The following is a 16,772-nucleotide window of genomic DNA, read 5'->3' on the forward strand; positions in this document are numbered from 1 at the left end:
CCGAGACCGAGCCCAGATACGTACTGCGGGGGCTCCCGGCGGAGCCGAGGGAGGTGCCCTGTGCCGCCTTGCACTGAGCCCCTCTCCGCCGCCGGCACCTCGCTGTGGCAGCACCGGGACTTCCGCCGGTACCTGACCGGCCAGGCTGCGAGCGTGACCGGCAGCTCGATCACGCAGATGGCGCTGCCGGTGCTGGCCGTGCTCCACCTGGACGCGAGCACCGCCCAGGTCGCCTGGCTGGCGTTCCTCGGACAGCTCCCTCCCGCGGTGCTCGCCCTGCACGCCGGCGCGCTCGCCGACCGGCACTCCAAGCGACGGCAAATGATCTTGGGTGACCTGGTGAGCGCGACGGTGCTCGCCACCGTCCCGGTCTCGGCCGCGCTGGGCACCCTCACCCTCACGCAGCTCATGATCGTCGCCGTGGTGCAGGGGGCGGCGAGCGTGCTCCACGACGCGGCGGCCATCAGCCTGCTGCCCAGCCTCGTCGACCGGTCCTTGATCCCGCGGAGCAACAGCCGGGTCGGCGCACTGTTCGCGGTCGCCGCGACCGCCGGAAGCCACCTCGGCGCCGCGCTGACCGCGCTCCTCGGGCCCGCCCGGGCCCTGCTCGGCGACGTCGCCTCCTGCCTGATCAGCGCCGTGTGCACCGCCCGCATCCAGACCGCCGAACCCGCCCGCGCCCGCCCGGAGATCCGCCGGCTGCGCGGTGAGATCGGCGATGGTCTGCGGTACGTGCGCGGCGATGACCGGCTGTGGACCCTGACCCTGGTCAACGCCACGACGTCGTTCGCCCTCGGGCTGCTCAACACCCTCTGGGCCCTCTACCTGTTGAGGTCACTGGCGATGAGCGCGACCGTCTTCGGAGTGGTGCTGGGCCTCGGCGCGCTGGGCGCGGCCGCCGGAGCGCTCACCGCACCGGCGTTGGCCCGCCGGTACGGGCCGGGGCCGATGATGCTGACCACGCTCGCAATCACCCCGCTCACCCAGCTCCCGCTGCTGCTCGCCTCCCCCGGCCTTGCCTGGCAGATCACGATCGGGGCGGCGCTCTTCCTGCAGCTCGCATGCGCCGGCGCCGCTGGCACCACGCAAAGATCCATTCGGCAGATCGTCACCACGGCCGGGATGCAGGCGCGGATGCAGGCCGTGAGCACCTGGCTGACGTCCGGCGCCCGCCCGGCGGCCGCGCTCCTCGCCGGCGGGCTGGGGACGTGGATCGGCGTGCGGCCCGCCTTGACCGTCGGAACCTTCCTGCTGGTCGTCCCGCTCGTAGTCCTCGCCCGCTCTCCGCTGCGCACCCTGCTGCACATGCCGGACCAGCCGCCTTCCGCGCCGGGGACAGGCGGCGAGCCCGCACCGCCGTCGCCCGTACTGCGGGCGGCCCCTGCGGCCGTGCCCACGCCCCCCGCGTCTACGGAAGGTGCCCGTCACGACCGCTCGCCCGGAGGAGATGCCATGTGAACACGGAGCCGAAGACGGCGGGGATGCCGTCCGCCGTCGCGCTGGGGCCGGCGGCCGCCGCGGGTACGACACAGCGGTCCCTCCGCCAACAGTTGTCCCCTCCCGACCGGCGAACCTGCGCGCCGCAGACCGCTGTCTGGCTGGAGACCAACCTGCGGCAGGCCGCCGGGCTGGTGGTCGGCGCCAGCGTCGTCGTCTTCTCCGTGCAGGCCGCGCTGATCGCCGGGACGGTCTTCTGCCTCGTGCCGGCTGGACCGCCGTGGCCATCTCCGGTCCGCCGCCTGACCAACATGCCCTCTGCTACTTCCACTCCCGCGAAGGGCCCCGTTCATGCCTCTTGACCTCCACGAAGCGGCAAGCCGACGGCGGGCCGGCATGGTCGACCGGCTCGCGGCCGAGGGCGTCCTCACCGACTCGCTGCTGCGTGACGCGCTGCTTCGCCTGCCGCGCGAGGTTCTGCTCCCGCACGCGTACGTCCGAGTCAGCGGCCCGGGCGCGGACCCGATCGACTGGCGCCTCCTCGACGGCTCCCACCCCGACGACCAGAAGGAGTGGCTCGACCTGATCCACAGCGACGAGTCGATCCTCCTCCAGCGCGACGGCGAGCCCCTCGACGCACTCGCCCGCGGGCCGGTCACCGGAGGGCACATGACGTCCATGTCCACCTACACCCCCGCCACGGTCGAAGCCCTCCAAGCTCTGGGACTCGGCTCCGGGCAGCGGTATCTGGAGCTCGGGCCGGGCCCCGGCGTCTCCCTCGCACTCGCCGCCGCCATCACCGGCCCCGGACTCGCCACCGGCGTGGAGCGGGACGGACACATGGCGGCCTTCGCCCAGCGGAACCTGGACCGGCTCGGCGTCGGTGCGGAGTTGATCGAGGGCGACGCGCTCGACGGGCACGAGGCCCGGGCGCCGTACGACCTGATCCACTCCGGCATCGGCGTGCCGTGTGTCCCGGTGCCGTGGGTGGAGCAGCTCGCGCCGGGCGGCCGGCTGCTCACGACACTCGTGACCCGTACGCCGAGCTGGCCGGGACAGCTCCTCGTCACCCGCACCGCGGCCGGAACGGTCGAGGCGGTCCTGCGGGGCCGGCCGCGCGGGTACCGGCCCTTGCTCGGCTACCGGTGGCTCAACGCCCTGGACCACCGCGCCCGCATCAAGGCCGCCCCCGGCACGGCACGGTCCACGCGGCTCACGCCGCCACCGGACGAGGCGTACGGATACTGGCTCACCGCCGCCTACCTCGCCCCCGGTCTGGTCCGGGACTTCCAGGCCGAGACGATGACCATCGTCGCGCCCGAGAACGACTCCTGGGCCGTGGCCGGCCCTGGCGACGGCACCGTCCGAGTCCATGGGCCGCGTGACGTCTGGGCTGAACTTGAGAACCTCCACGCGCGCTGGGAGCAGGCCGGACGGCCCGAGCAGTACCGGGTCGACCTCCGCGACAGCGCCGGGGCCCAGCACGTCACCTCCGGCGTGGGCCCGAAGGCCCTGGCCTGGACGCTTCCTCCGCTCGCCGCCGTGCCCCGGCAGGCGCCATGACCACACTTCCTGGGATCGCCGTCGAACTGCATGCCCCGGACCCCACGGACCAGGCGGGGGTGGCCAACCTGCTCAGGCCCTCCCCCCCACTGGCACACCAGCCGCACACCGACAAGGAGTTACGGGTGTCCCAGCCACCACGCCCTGTTCACCCCCAAGCCGTCAGCCCCGCCGTGCCGGCCAGCTGGCCCGAGACCTTCCTGCGCCACCGCGCCGGGGACGGATGCCCCATGTGCGCGAACGACTACGCCGCGGACGACATCGGCTGGGGCCTCCTGCTCCGCCGCGGTGCAGTGGCCAACGCCTACCTGTGGCGCAGCGGACGCCTGCGCGGCTACTGCGTGCTCATCCACCGCGGTGCCCCGCACGTGGCCGAGCCCACCGACCTGTCCGAAGCCGACGCCGCCGCCTACTGGCGCGACACCCTCGCCCTCGGCAGAGCCCTGACGGCCTTCTACGAGCCCGTGAAGCTGAACTTCTCCACCCTCGGGAACGTCGTACCCCATCTGCACAGCCACATCTGCCCTCGGTACGCCGGTGACACCGACCCGGCGCCGGGCGGGCCGCTGCCCTGGGACGTACTCGACAACGGGCGCCAGGACGAGGCACAGCTGCAGGCCGACGCTGCTGCGCTGCGGACCCTGATGGAGGACGCGTGACCACCCCACCGCCCAACGAGCCCTCGGACCTGTTCACGTCGGCGGCGGCGGACTACGCCCGCCACCGTCCCGGCATCCCGCCGGAGGTCGTCTCGCTCCTCGCCGACACCATGCGGGACGCCGACCGGCCGGCCCTCCTCGACCTCGGCTCCGGCACAGGTCAGGTGCCTGCCGCCCTGCTCCCGGCCGTTCCCCGGATCGACCGCGTAGACCTGGTCGACCCGGACCAGGACATGCTCCGCCAGGCCGCCGCTGCTCTCGAACCCCTGCTGGGAGGCCGTCCATCTCGCTTCCACCCGGTGGCGGCCGAGGCCTTCACGCCCCCGTTCGACGGCAACCGGGCGGACCTGGTCACCTGCGCACGGTCCTTCCACTGGATGGACCGGTCCGCCGTCCTGAAGATGGCCGACCGTGTCACCGCTCCCGCAGCCACGGTGGCGATCATGGGGGACGGCAGCCTGTGGACCTACCGGGCGGACTGGACGGCCGCGCTCAAGCAGCTCATCCAGTCTTACCTGGGCGAGGAGCGCCGCGCGGGCACCGCCGGCGTGTATGCCGGACCGGGCCGCCGGTACGAGGACAACCTCGCCGCCTCGCCGTTCAGCCAGGTCACCGAGCGCCGATTCCCTGTCCGCCGTGTCTGGACGCCGGCTCAAGTCCTCGGCTACCTGCGCAGCACGAGCTTCGCCCGCCCGGACCTCTTCGGCGACCGTCACGCCCTCTTCGAAGACGAAGCCCTGGAGCTGCTGGAGCGGCACAGCGAGCGCGGCGGCCTCGTCGAGGACGCGGTGTTCACCGTGCTGCTGGCCCGACGTCCGGGAGGCAAGGCGTGAGCGGCGGGCGGCACACCGTGCCGGTGGACGTGCATCTACTCGCCGTCCGTGACGGAGATCAGGGCCCACAAGTGCTGCTGTCCCGGCGGGCCGGCAACGTGTACGCGGCTGGCTGCTGGCATCTCGTGTCCGGGCATCTGGACGGACCGTGGGAGGACATGGTCACCGCCCTGGTGCGTGAGGCCCGGGAGGAGGCCGGTGTCATCATCGACCGGGCCGATGTCCGGGCGGCTGTCACTGTGCACCACCGGGCCCCTGCCGGCGGCGCCCGGATCGGGGTGTTCTTCGTGGTGGATCGGTGGGAGGGCACCCCGGAGGTCATGGAGCCTCATGTGTGTGACGCCATGGGGTGGTTCTCCTTCGACGCCCTGCCGGAGCCGATGGTGGCGTACTGCCGCGCCGGGTTGGACGCCTACCGGGCCGGCGCACAGATGGCCGTGCACTTCCAGGAGCCCGGCGACCCGATCGCCTACAACCGGTCCGTCGACCGGCTGGTCCTCCTCCCTGGACCCGCCGCTCGCGGCGCGGTCCCGGACGAGGCGGTGCGCGCGTTCGCCGAGCAGGCGGTCGGCCGGATCACCGCGTGGACGGACGTGTCCTGGGCGCGGGAGGAGAGCCGCGTGTGGCGGGCGGCCGGCGCCGAGGGCGGCGAGTGGTACGTCAAGATCCACCAGAACGACCGGTTCCACCGTCGTGAAGTGGATGCCCTTCGCAGCTGGGTCCCCGGCCTCGGGGCGGCCGCACCCCGGCTGGTGGCCGCCGACCTCACACTGCGGGCTGTCGTGCTCACCGCAGTGGGTGGCCAAACCCTGCACGGTGTCCTCCACCCGCCGGAGCAGCAGCGCCTGATCTTCCACCGCATCGGGCAACTCGCGGCGGCCATCCACCACAGCGCCCCGCCCCGGCCGACCGCCGATGGTCTGCCGCTGGGGAAGCTGGAACGCCACCTCGCGGGCGCCCTGCCCCACCTCGCTCCCGGCGACGAGAAGTTCATCCGCGCCACCGCCGAGAAGGCCGCCGGCCTGGCCCCCTTGGAGGCGGTGCCCACGCATGGTGACTTCCAGCTCCGCAACCTGCGCTGGGACGAGACCACCGGTGCTCTCTACGTGATCGACTTCGAGCGGTTTGTCTCCGCTTAGTGGTCATGTCTCATAGCCGGAACGGGTGAGGCCCTGACCTGTATTTGTGCTTTGCAGTCTCTGCTGTCCCCCACGTACCGTCCCAGCCATGCAAATGATCTTCTTCAGCTCGAAGGGCTGGAAGTCGTGGGGGCTCAGCGGCCGACCCGTGATACCCGACCGCATGCCGGTCCTCGTCGATGACGACCTTCTCTTCGAGGATGAGCGCGGCGTGCGCAACACGGTCGCGATCAATACCTGGTTGCGGTGGCTGCCCCTGGATGGTGTCCCGGCGCCCAACTCCTGGGAGTTCTACGGGCGGACGCTGCGGGAGTGGTGCGAGTTCCTTGCGACCTTGGGGATCGGCGTCTTCGATGAGCGTGCCCGGCTGAAGGACGCGCTGAGTCTGTATGCGGTCGACAGGTCGTGCGGTCCGCTGAAGCGCCGGCTCGCGGCCAGCACGTGGAATCAGCAGATGAGCATCCTGTCGCGCTTCTACACATGGGCGGACCAGGAGAGTTACGCGCCTGCGCTGCCGTTCACCTACAAGGAAGCCGTCTCGATGTACGGGGACCAGGTGCGGACCCACCGAGTCAACCAGGCCCGCCGACGTACTCCGAAGCGCCATGTCACGATCCGCTACTTCGAGTCCGACTTCGCGGAGATCTTCGTCCGGGGCCTGGCGGGGCTCCGCCCGGATGGATCGCCTGATACCTCGTACCGCGGACGGACACTTACGCGTAACGCCGCGATGGGTGACTTCGTGCTCTCCTCGGGGCTGCGGTCGCAGGAGTTCACGTACCTGCTGGACGTGGAGGTTCCCCCGCTTCCGCCGAAGCCAACCGCGCTGCCGATCTCCTTCCCTGTCCCCGAGGGCGTGACGAAGGGGCGCAAGTTCCGCACGACGTGGACGTCCTACAGCAGTCTGGCTCGCCTACACCGGTACATGGCGACGGTTCGCCCCTTGGCCAGGGCCGGTTCGCGCTGGCAGCCGCCGGCCCGGTGGGGTGAGCCGCTGGTGGTGAGCGAGGCCGATGCCCGGGGCGGTCGGGTGAACGGCACCCGGGTGAAGTGGGCGGCGCTGACGCCATCCGAGCGGCGGCGCCTGGTAGCGCCCGATGGCGGATCGATGCTGCTGGGGGTGCAGGCGAGCGGGGCTCCCTTCACCGCCTGGGCCACGGTCTTCGAGCGGACGTCAGCCCGGATCCGGGAGCGTTTCGAGCCCCGCTTCCCTCACACCGCCCCGCATCGGCTCCGTCACACTTTTGCGATCAGGACGTTGGAGTGGCTGGTCAGCGGCCACTTCGTGGAGGCGGCCCGCATGGTCCACGCGACCGACACGGATGCGGCGCTGGCTCTGTACCTGAGTAAGGCGGACCCGATGATGGTGCTGCGTGACCTTCTTGGACACACCAGTGTCGTCACCACGGAAGCGTACCTACGCCGTCTGGACATGACCCGGATCTACCGCGAGGCGTATGAACGCGCCGGGCATGAGTTCGGCTTGATCGCCGAGGCCGAGGCGGATGAGGAGTTCGAGGACGAGGCGGTGCTCGTCTGATGGCCGCTCGGCTGATGGAGGAGCCCGCTCGGCTGGTCTGCTGGTTCACCAAGGGCACGACCGCGACGGTGGAGCTGTCCGAGCAGGAGAACCCGCAGCTGGTGCGCGACATGGCAGGCGGGTTGATCGGACTGATACATCCACACGGCCAGGTGGACGCGGAGACGACTGTCCGGGAGTTCGTGCGGGCGACTCGCCTGTTCGCCGCGGCGATGGCCAAACGCGGGCATGTCGGCGGCGCTGCGGAGCTCACCCGTCCTGCCCTCCTCGAGCAGCTGTGGGTGACCGGAGCCGCTCACGAGTCGATGATCCGGCGCATGCTCGCGTCGTTCGACCAGGACACCCACGCGCTGCGTCCCGAGGTCCGCGAACTGGTGGCCGGACGGGCGTACAACCAGAAGCGCCGACGGGACTCCAAGCCGCTGCTGCCCTACGACGAGACGGTCTGGAGCAGGCTGCAGGAGGTGTGCCGGGCAGAGATCCGGGGAGCATGGTCGCAGTTCGGGCAGGCTCGCGCCGCGGCCGAGAGGGGAAGGGACCCCTACCATCACGGCTGGTCACACGAGAATCTGTGCTGGTGGATGGTCCGCCATGGCCCGGAAAACGCGGTCAGTCTGGGGCAACGGGTCGGGTGGACGCCGACGATGGCCTATTTCCGTATGGGCCGCGGCGGTGACGCGCAGCGTGCCTGTACTGCTCTGTTCCCCTCCCCATCGGTGGTGATCGCCTACCAGCTGCTGTTCGGCGCGTACACCGGCATCGTCCCCGACGGCATCGCCGATCTCGGTGTTGAGGACCTGGAGTGGGCCGGAGACGCGGCGATGCTGGTGAACTACCTCAAGGGCCGGACGGCCGAGGAGAGCGTGACGCTGTCCCCGCGGGCCGTGAGGCTGGTGGAACGATGGCTTGAGCATTCCGCCGTCTCGCGCCGCTTCGCTGCCCAGACCGAAGCCTCGGAGTTGTGGCTGCGCCACGATTACACCCGTGTCGGGGTCTGGTGGACCGGCCCGTCGCGCCATGACTCCATCCAGCGATGGGTGAGACGGACGGGGTTGAAGGGCACTGACGGCAAGCCGCTGCGCATCCACCGGCACAGCATCCGGACCTCGTTCGAGTCCCACCGGGACCGCAAGAACTGGTTCGGCAGCGGGCGCGGGCGGATCGACCCGAACCACAGCCCACAGGTCGAGGGCGACCACTACCTCACGGCCGCGACCCCCGCACAGAAGGATGCGCTGGAGGCGATCGTGGAGGAGGCCCAAGGCGATCTTCTGCGTAAGGCGCTCCCGCCGACCGTGCTAAGCGACGACGACCTGGCGGAACTGGCCGACAACCTGCCCGTGCTCGTCTCCCGGCTCGGCCTGGACGACGCGGCCATCGCCGAACTGGTCGGCGGACAGCGGGACGTGTTCGTCGCCGCGTGCGCGGACCCGCTCGCGGGACTGCATGGTCCGAAAGGCAAGCCGTGCCCGGCCCGCCCGTGGGTGTGCCTGCTGTGCCCTCTCTCCCTGTTCGCGCCGAGGCACGCCGCCAACCTGCTGCGGATGAAGGCGTTCTTCGCACGGCAATGGCAGCAGATGCCAGCCGCACAGTTCATGGCCGTGTTCGGTCCGTACGCGCACCGGATCGAGCAGATCCTCACCTCCTACGATCCGGCCGAGCTTGCGCGCATGGCCACGGTGATCACCGACACCGACGACGAGATCCCCGTGTACCCCGAGGAGCGCACTGCATGATGCCGCCACTGAACCCCAGGCCGAGGCGCGTCGTCTCGCCCTTCGCCGGCGCCGAGCTGTGCCCTCTGTTCGGCTTCGCTCTGCCGCTGGGCATGACGGGACCCTACTTCGACGAGGATCGGTGGCCCTTCGACGCGGTGATCGGGCTGCCGGCCTATCTGCGGCCCAACCAGCGCGCCCTCGACTTCACGCCGATCGTCAACAGGGGCTGGAGGCTGACCGCGAAGGAGTACATCGCGGCGCTGATGGCGCCGCGTCACGACGCTGTCCGTGACCTCGCCCATGCCGAACGCACCGTTCAGACGCTGACAACTTGCCACGGCAAACTGTCCGAGCTCATACGGTGGTTCAGGTGGCTCACGGAGCAGGGCGTCACCGATCTGGACCAGGTCACCAACTACCACTGCACCGCGTACGTGGACTTCCGAGGCGAGAAGCTCGGCAATGACGGTGAGGTGGTCGCCGACTCCGCTTCGACCAGAGCCGTCGCGATGGGCGCGGTGATCGGACTCGCGCAATACCGCGAGTTGTTCAGCGGGCAGAAGTTCCGAGACGATCTTCGCCCCTTCGACGGCGCGAGTGCCGCTGGGGGCTCCGGTCGGACGGCGGAATTGGGCGGCGCGAACAAGGTGCAGCCGCTGGCGTCCGAAGTCCAGCAGCCTCTGCTCGCCGCCGTGCTGTACATGATCCAGACCCTGGCTCCGCACATCCTGCGCGAAGCCGAGGCCAAGCGGAAGCGTCAGGCCGCGGACCGCAGCCTCAGCGCCACCAAGCACCCCGGACACGGGGCATTCCTGAGCAATCTGGAGCGCCGGGTTGAAGCCGGAGAACCTCTGGAACTGATGACACCGGCCGCAGTGAAGGATGCCCATGTTCGCGGACTGCGCGAGGAGAACGACCCCCTGGCCGCTGTTTCTCTCAGTGCTCTCGCTCGGGAGTGCGGGACCCGGCAGTTTCGGGGTGACTGGCTTCCGGATCTCCGTCCCGACCTGGAGCGGGCCCTTGCCCTCGTCGGGGTCTGCGCTCCCTACGGCCGCAACGCAGCCAAGGTGGAGCGAGCCAACGGGCAGGGACACGTCGCCTGGACGGAACCGCTGTTCTCGGTTGAGCTGAAGTTTCTGGTCGGATACCTGGCCACGGCCTGCGGCCTGGCGGTGGCCGCGCTCGCCGGGATGCGCCACTGCGAGTTGGGTGAACTGGTCGTCGGGTGCCGTCAGCCGCCCCAGGAGATCGCTCCTGGCCTGTTCCGCTACCGGCTCACGGGCAAGCTCATCAAGGGCCAACCGCTCGGCGGCGTCCGGGACGAGTGGGTGGTGACCCGGGAGGTCTACGAAGCGATCGAGGTGGCCGAGCAGCTCCTCGGCCTGGACGCGGCGCCCGGCACCTCGCTGTTCCATCCGGTCTTCTGTGACACGACGTACCAGAACTTCAAAACCTGGGTGAACGGGCCGGCAGGGCAGCGGCTGGGCCTGGCCCCCATCCCGGAGGGGGCGGTGACGCCACGGGCCCTCCGGCGCACCCTCGCCGTGGAGATCGCGTATCGTCCCGGCGGCCTCCTCGCGGCAAAACTGCAGCTCAAGCACCTGTCTGTAGTCACTACGGAGGGGTACGCGGCGCGGCCGGGCGGCGCTCAGGCGAAGTTCCTCGCCGAGATCAACGAGCTCGAGGAAGAACGCAACATCGGCATTCTGACAGACGTCTACCGCGACTATCAGCGCGGGATCATGCCGTCCGGCCCCGGCGCCCGCGATCTGATCAGTCTCTTCACCAGCGTCGACGGACGGCTCCACGAGCTCGCCGAGCTCGCGCCCCAGCGCGTCGACAACGACCTGGAGATCGTCTCCATGCTCTCGACTCGGGCCCGCACCCTCCACCTGGGCACGGCGAACTACTGCTGGTTCATCGACCCGGCCAAGGCGCTGTGCCTGCGACTGGCCGGCACCCCGGACGCCGACCGGCCGCTCGCCGGGATGTGTGACTCCGCCCGCTGCCCGCAGGCGACGCACCATCCGTGCCACCGCCCGGTGTGGGAGGAATCGCGGGAGACCGCGAAGGTGTTCATCGGCAGTCTCAGCCGCCGGCAGAAGACCGAGCGGACCCGGCTGGAAGCGAGCGTGGCCCGCGCCGAGCGGGTTCTCGCCGAGATCGACCAAGCCGCCGCACGTGCGGCCTGGAAGGACGCGATCTGATGGGGCGGATCAGCGACAGCGGCCGCGCGCGCAACGAGGACGCCATCCGAGCGGCCATGGACCGGCTGCTGCGCGGGGAACTCCCGCCGGGCGGCAAATGCGATCTCAAGACCCTGGCCCTGGAGTCCGGCGTCACCCGGACCGGCTTCTACCCAAAGAAGAACCGGGACGGCAGCACCCGGCCGGGCCCCTACCAACACCTTGCCGAGGAGTTCGAGCGGCGCCTTACGGCTCTGCGGCAGGCCGGCGAGACCGTCGACCCACGGGCGGCGCAGATCGAACGGCTCAAGGCCCAGGTCGCTGAGCTCAAGGATCGCGTCGCCAAGCAGGACGACGTCGTAGCCGACCTCACCGAGTTCAAGACCGCCGCTATCTCGCAACTCGCTGCCCAGCACGACAAGATCACGCGGCTCCGGGAACAGGCAGCCGCCCTCGGCAACATCCGCCAACTGCCTGCCGCCCGCGGTGGTACGGCGCCGTACGGGTCGTGCAGCTGAGAGACATGCAGGTCACCGAGCCCGGGCCGCCGAAGACCGGGCGCAGTCGGCCCGGGACGAGGCTTCCCGTGCCCGGCACGTCGGGCGCGACAGAGCAGCCAGCCACATTGACGGACAGCTGAGATGCTGTGGCACCTGTGTTCCCCCTCATGCTGGCCGCTTGTGTGGATGACCGGTCAGACCGCCGGACATGACGCCAGCCGGTTGCGACCCTCGGTAGTCTGCACATCGTCTTGCAGGTGGACGATCGCACACGGGGGTAGGTGTGGCGCGTCAGGCGCATTCTTCACCAGACGAATCGACTTCAAGGGAGCGTCGGCCGGGCATCAAGAGGACAGCGGCCTGGCTTGCCTCCTGCTTGGTCAGTTGGGCGCTCTTCTACCCGTTCTTCGGGCCATCAGCTGCACTCCTAGGGCTGTACGTGCCGTTCTTTGTGTACTTCCCAGGTCCATCACCGATAGCCATCTGGAAGGCCGGGAAAATCGGCAAGCTTGCCGCTTCCTGGGCTTGGCAACCTCTGTTGCGACCGGAGGCCCTCGCGGTGCCGTTCGCCACTGCCGTCGCTCTGGCCTGGCAGGTCACTGTGGCACCGTCCGGAAGCTTCTACTTCTGGGAGGCCGTGACGCTCCTGCCCCTCGGCATCGTGGGCACCGTCTGGTGGGCTGGGATTCAAATAACCGTGGGAGGTGTTCCCCTCGGGCAGGAAAATGTCGGACGGGGAGGCCACCGGTCTGTACGCACCTCGGGATGGTTTCTCGCTACACACGCCCTCGTTGCTGCAGTGATCGCGGGTGGCGGCGCCTGGGTCCTGCGCACCGTGGGCCGCCCACTTGCGTTCGGCACAGCCGAAGTTGCTCCAGGCATGGAGCAAGCTGCAGACGCAGTACGTTTGCTCGACGCACAGTTCTCCACCAGCCTGTTCGGGCCGACATACGAACATCAGCAGTACTGGGTGGGACTGGTCGCCGGCGCCGGACTGCTGGCAGCTCTCTCCTCGGCCCTCCTCCGGGATCTCGCATCACGGCTCGGCACGACATCGGACCCGTTCAGCGACGCCTCCTCCGAACCACGGGCGGACGCCCCGTTGCCGGAAGCGACGGGCAAGGTGTTCCTTAGCTATTCACGCAAGGACGGCGCCGTCGCCCGTGGGATCCGAGAGAGTCTAGAAGGCAAGCTGCGCCACGTCTGGGTGGACTGGGAGGCGATCGAGCCCTCCGAGAAGTGGCGGCAGGCTATCGACGAGGGAATCCGAACTTCCGATGCCTTCATCCTCCTCGTGAGTGAGGATTCACTGCGGTCCCCTTACTGTCGGGACGAGTGCATGAAGGCAATCGATTTACACAAGCGGATTCTGCCTGTCATCATCGACCCGAACCTGGCCACGGGCGTCACGGCCGCAATGAACGAGCATGGTTGGGAACCGCTCCGCTCATACCAGAGCTTCCACATGATTGAGGGAAGCGATGAAGATCCCGACCGAGGCATTCAGCGCATCGTTTCCTTCGTCACGCAACGCCATCGCTGGGATGCCTTCCACACACGCCTGGGTAATCTAGCTCACGAGTGGTGGGAAAGTGGCCGCAAAGACGGTCTGTTGCTCCGCGCCGAGGAACTAGCTCTTGCTGAAAAATGGCAAGAGCATCCTTGGGGTGAGGAACACGAAATTGGTCTGACCGAGCGAGAGATCCGATATCTCAGTGATAGTCGGCGCGCGGCCAAGCGGCGTGCTAGACGTCTCCGGGCCGGCGTTGCCGTCGTCACTGCAGCCGTGGTCGGCCTAAGCTCGCTGGTTGTATCTGCACAGGGGGACGCCGAGAGCCAGCGACGTACGGCGCTCTCTCGGAAGCTTGCCTCCGCTTCGCTAGGTCTGTCCAAGACCGAACCGGAAAAGGCCGTTCAGTTGGCTTTGGCCGCCTACGGCCAGGAGTCCACGGCCGAGGCTCAGAGCGCATTGGCTGCACACCTGGCGAACCTCAACAACGTACGCACCATCATTCCGCCTAAGAAGGGTGTGGTGTCGCGGCTGTCCTTCAGCCCTGACGGAGGACTGCTCTTTATCGAGCGGGATTACGGCAACGTCCAGATCTGGGATGCGAATACGGCACGCAGTCGAGGAACTTTGCAAGGAACTCTACTCAGTTGGCGTGACGGCGGGGCGCGTTCCCTTACCGCCGACGGTAAGACTCTGGCGTTGCGGACCGGACAGCATGGCGAGCAGGTCGACCTAGTGGACACCGGTAATCTGCGAATCAAGGAAAGCTTCTCAGTCCCGAGGACCGGAGGCACAGGTTCAATCGGTGACAGCGGCGGCGGTCTGAGCCCAAATGGCGAGATTCTCATGGCTGGAGGATCATTCGGCGCTGGAGCATCGATTGCCGTGTGGGACGTTCCCAACCACCGTACTTTGAAGGTCATTTCGTGCGATGTGGCCGAGATGGCGCCATCAGGGGAGACCGTCACCTGCGGAAGGGAGGGGAGAGTGCAGGTGCTCGAGTTGCCAGACCTGCGGACTCGGCAAACGATCTCCACGTCGGGCTGGAGTTTCGAAGGTTACACCTCAGATGACGGTGTAGTGGTGAACTACGGTGAGACGGCGGACCTTGTAGGTGAGGCCAGGGTTTATGAGCCAGGATCCTCCCACCCTTGGATTCCATCCAAGAATATGTCGCTGAACTACGGTCTTCTGATGGAAGATGGTCGGCATGCGGTAGTCCACTCGCCAGACCTGAGGCGCTGGGAGCTGTGGGACCTGAAGTCACACAAGAGGCTGCGGACCACGACCGGCCAAAAGGAAGCTGCCCACTCCGTCCGATCGGACGCTCCTGTCGAGCCCCAGTACAGCGACACGGACGGTGACCGCGAAACGGCCACTGCTGACGGAAAACGGGTTGCAACCGTGACCAAGGATGGGTCAGTGGTCATTTGGGAACGCACGACTACCGGACGGCTCGCCGAGCACCACGCCCTCCCCAAGGCCAAGACCCCATTCAATGCGTTCGCCGTAAGTCCCAGCACGAACACCTTCGCCACGGCGGACTCTCAGCAGCCCGTGGTGCAACTGCGGGATAGCCGCACAGGAAGCCTCGCCGGCACGATCCGCCTTGCCGAGACAGGCGCGACCCTGGCGTTCAACGAGGACGGATCACTGCTCGCTGTGGCCGAACGTGCAGGCGCAGCCCAACGCTCCCCGGTCGAAGTCTTCGAGGTGCCTAGTGGCCATCGTGTAGCCCAGATGCACTACACGCCCGGCCTGAAGAGCGGTCTCCCGACGCTGCTTTTCTCCCCCGACAGTAAAGAGCTGTACGGCACGCTACAGGGGGAATCCAGGGTTGCAGAATGGGATCTATCAACCGGACGTGAGACCCGTAGTTACGGCCCAGATCCCGCCAGTAATGGATTCGCTGATCAGGCTGCACTTAGCGGGGACGGGGCAACGCTGGCCCTCACCGACCGTCAACAGACCGTCAGTTTGTGGGATACTGACTCTGGAAACCAGCTCTCCTTCAAAGTCCGCAACGCCGGGAACGCTGCGCTCAGTCCTGACGGACGCGTCCTCGCGACAGTCGGTGAGGACAACAATGACGATTTTGGTGGTGGCTCCGTGACATTGTGGGACGTCACTACCCATAAGAAGATCGGGAAAAGCCTCGTACCCGAAGGAGGTGCCTCTCGTGTGCTGTTCAGTCCCGACGGTCTCACCCTGGTTGTGATCGGAGATGGGGATGTTTCCGATGTGGCTCTAACCTTGTGGGACGTTGCAGGTCAACGACAGGTTGGTCCCGACTTGTTCGTGACACACCGCGACGTGGCTGTCGGTTTCAGCCCCGATGCCACCCGGGTCGACGTCGCAGACGGAAACGGCATCACGAGGATCCGTGTAGAACCTTCGGCGTGGGCGGCGGCTCTGTGCGGAATGCTCACGCGCCCACCCAGCAACTCCGATTGGCAAGACGTGGCACCGAGGGAGCACTACAGGTCACCATGCTGAAAGCCGCCCCGCTCACGGAACGGTTTACCCCACGTTCCAGCGGATCATCCATGCCTCATTCTGGACGGAGATGACACCTTCACACTCGGCGACGAATGCGTCAGCGAACTCCGCAGAGTGATGAGGCGTCGTGCTCCATCGTTCAAGCAGACGTTCCAGTTCCTCAGCGGTGCGCGTGAACTCAAGTTGCTGATACGCGTACCGCTGAGCGATTGCATGCGCCGTTACCGCGATCGAGACCGACGCGATAACGGCAATCCACGCTGCCGCCCGCTCCACGGAAAAGACACCCGCGGCAGCAGCGAGCACCGCACCGAAGCCCCCCAGTAGCAACTCGATCCGTTCGACGAACCGGACCTTGCGATGCATCGCCTCCGCTTTGGGCCGGTAGTACGTCGCGATCTGCTGTCGCAGGCGATACTCCACGTAGGTGCCGGCATCGACTACCGCCGGGACCGATCGCGGCTGTGCTGTGATCCCGGTGGTGTAACGCACCAGGTCGATGCCGTCGGAACGGTAGCGGCGGCTGCGCTCGGCGAGCAGTGCTGTCGGCGACGTCGCCGTGCGGTAAGGACCAACTCTCGCCAAATAGGTATACACCTCGGCCTTGAGCGCCTCGGATACGGCCCGCAGGCGCGTCCAATCGCTCAACCGATTCGGGCTGCCGCGCTGTGCCACCAGGGGAGCCGCTCCAGCAGCCGCCGCGGCGGCAAAGGCGAGTGTCTTGCCCAGTAGGGAGTTCCAGCTCATCATCTGGGACGCCGCCGTCCCCATGGCTGCTGCAGCAATGCCCAGAGCCAATGCCAACGCACGTGCCCGCTCGACCGACGCCTTGAGTCGGTTCGCACTCTGAGACCAGATGCTCTGCTGGTCCCAAACCGACGAAACTGCTGCATCCTCTGAGATCCCTGTCACCTTCAGATTCTGACGGTTCCCCCGCACGCATGCCAAGGGAGGGGAGGAGCTGCGGCGAAGCAACCGACCTGCACAGCAGAGCAGTTGGGCGGATTTTCGTCGAGACTGGGGAGGCACACCCAGTAGAGTGTGGGCTTCATCACAGCTCTGGATGAGGATAACGACACGATGCGCTGCTGCAATACGACACTGACAGCGTCGTTGGCCGCCTCGTAAAGCGACACGACCAGCGGGGGACACGGCCTCTGCAGAAACAAAGCGGTCGGAGGACGGCCC

The 16,772-nt window shown here is 68.0% G+C and carries 12 protein-coding genes; 11 read left to right on the forward strand and 1 reads right to left on the reverse strand.

Translation table 11 applies throughout. The features are described from left to right. Positions 1-60 precede the first annotated feature (60 nt). The 11 genes from IG88_RS0107375 (at position 61) to IG88_RS40925 (ending at position 15,581) form a co-directional block, all read left to right on the forward strand. Positions 61-1,458 carry an MFS transporter gene (locus IG88_RS0107375; protein ID WP_031036341.1) on the forward strand — a complete coding sequence of 466 codons (1,398 nt, stop codon included), beginning with the start codon at positions 61-63 and terminating at the stop codon, positions 1,456-1,458. Next, entirely contained in the window at positions 1,455-1,799 is a 345-nt protein-coding gene (locus IG88_RS0107380) for a hypothetical protein (RefSeq protein ID WP_031036345.1), read from the forward strand. The genes IG88_RS0107375 and IG88_RS0107380 overlap by 4 nt, the downstream gene beginning before the upstream one ends. Further along, on the forward strand, positions 1,789-3,000 hold the full coding sequence (locus IG88_RS0107385) for a methyltransferase (protein ID WP_063760588.1): 1,212 nt from the start codon (positions 1,789-1,791) through the stop codon (positions 2,998-3,000). Before IG88_RS0107380 ends, IG88_RS0107385 begins: the two co-directional genes overlap by 11 nt. Beyond that, positions 2,997-3,659: an HIT family protein gene (locus tag IG88_RS44160; protein WP_234332046.1), complete on the forward strand. Its 663-nt coding sequence runs from the start codon at positions 2,997-2,999 to the stop codon at positions 3,657-3,659. Before IG88_RS0107385 ends, IG88_RS44160 begins: the two co-directional genes overlap by 4 nt. Beyond that, complete coding sequence (locus tag IG88_RS0107395) at positions 3,656-4,492, forward strand: class I SAM-dependent methyltransferase (RefSeq protein ID WP_031036356.1); 837 nt, start codon at positions 3,656-3,658, stop codon at positions 4,490-4,492. Before IG88_RS44160 ends, IG88_RS0107395 begins: the two co-directional genes overlap by 4 nt. Continuing rightward, a complete protein-coding gene (locus tag IG88_RS0107400) occupies positions 4,489-5,631 on the forward strand; it encodes a phosphotransferase (RefSeq protein WP_234332048.1) in 1,143 nt (380 codons plus the stop codon). Before IG88_RS0107395 ends, IG88_RS0107400 begins: the two co-directional genes overlap by 4 nt. A gap of 88 nt (positions 5,632-5,719) precedes the next feature. Beyond that, entirely contained in the window at positions 5,720-7,171 is a 1,452-nt protein-coding gene (locus IG88_RS0107405; RefSeq protein ID WP_031036361.1) for a site-specific integrase, read from the forward strand. Further along, a complete protein-coding gene (locus IG88_RS0107410; protein WP_031036362.1) occupies positions 7,171-8,907 on the forward strand; it encodes a site-specific integrase in 1,737 nt (578 codons plus the stop codon). The genes IG88_RS0107405 and IG88_RS0107410 overlap by 1 nt, the downstream gene beginning before the upstream one ends. Then, positions 8,904-11,096, forward strand: coding sequence for a hypothetical protein (locus tag IG88_RS0107415; RefSeq protein ID WP_031036363.1), 2,193 nt, complete (start codon positions 8,904-8,906; stop codon positions 11,094-11,096). Before IG88_RS0107410 ends, IG88_RS0107415 begins: the two co-directional genes overlap by 4 nt. After that, positions 11,096-11,593 carry a hypothetical protein gene (locus IG88_RS0107420; RefSeq protein WP_031036364.1) on the forward strand — a complete coding sequence of 166 codons (498 nt, stop codon included), beginning with the start codon at positions 11,096-11,098 and terminating at the stop codon, positions 11,591-11,593. Before IG88_RS0107415 ends, IG88_RS0107420 begins: the two co-directional genes overlap by 1 nt. A gap of 619 nt (positions 11,594-12,212) precedes the next feature. Beyond that, positions 12,213-15,581, forward strand: coding sequence for a toll/interleukin-1 receptor domain-containing protein (locus tag IG88_RS40925; RefSeq protein WP_158853801.1), 3,369 nt, complete (start codon positions 12,213-12,215; stop codon positions 15,579-15,581). A 24-nt stretch (positions 15,582-15,605) separates the two neighbouring features. Here the strand turns inward: IG88_RS40925 and IG88_RS0107430 are convergent, their stop codons facing one another. After that, positions 15,606-16,496 carry a DUF4231 domain-containing protein gene (locus tag IG88_RS0107430; protein WP_031036365.1) on the reverse strand — a complete coding sequence of 297 codons (891 nt, stop codon included), beginning with the start codon at positions 16,494-16,496 and terminating at the stop codon, positions 15,606-15,608. Positions 16,497-16,772 lie beyond the last annotated feature (276 nt).

The sequence above is a fragment of the Streptomyces sp. NRRL F-5650 genome (assembly GCF_000721365.1).
Taxonomy (GTDB): domain Bacteria; phylum Actinomycetota; class Actinomycetes; order Streptomycetales; family Streptomycetaceae; genus Streptomyces; species Streptomyces ardesiacus.

Excerpts from the sequence above, each read along its gene's own strand:
- IG88_RS0107385 (WP_063760588.1), top strand. The coding sequence starts at position 1,789 with ATGCCTCTTGACCTCCACGAAGCGGCAAGCCGACGGCGGGCCGGCATG.
- IG88_RS44160 (WP_234332046.1), top strand. The coding sequence starts at position 2,997 with ATGACCACACTTCCTGGGATCGCCGTCGAACTGCATGCCCCGGACCCC.
- IG88_RS0107405 (WP_031036361.1), top strand. The coding sequence starts at position 5,720 with ATGCAAATGATCTTCTTCAGCTCGAAGGGCTGGAAGTCGTGGGGGCTC.
- IG88_RS0107410 (WP_031036362.1), top strand. The coding sequence starts at position 7,171 with ATGGCCGCTCGGCTGATGGAGGAGCCCGCTCGGCTGGTCTGCTGGTTC.
- IG88_RS0107415 (WP_031036363.1), top strand. The coding sequence starts at position 8,904 with ATGATGCCGCCACTGAACCCCAGGCCGAGGCGCGTCGTCTCGCCCTTC.
- IG88_RS0107420 (WP_031036364.1), top strand. The coding sequence starts at position 11,096 with ATGGGGCGGATCAGCGACAGCGGCCGCGCGCGCAACGAGGACGCCATC.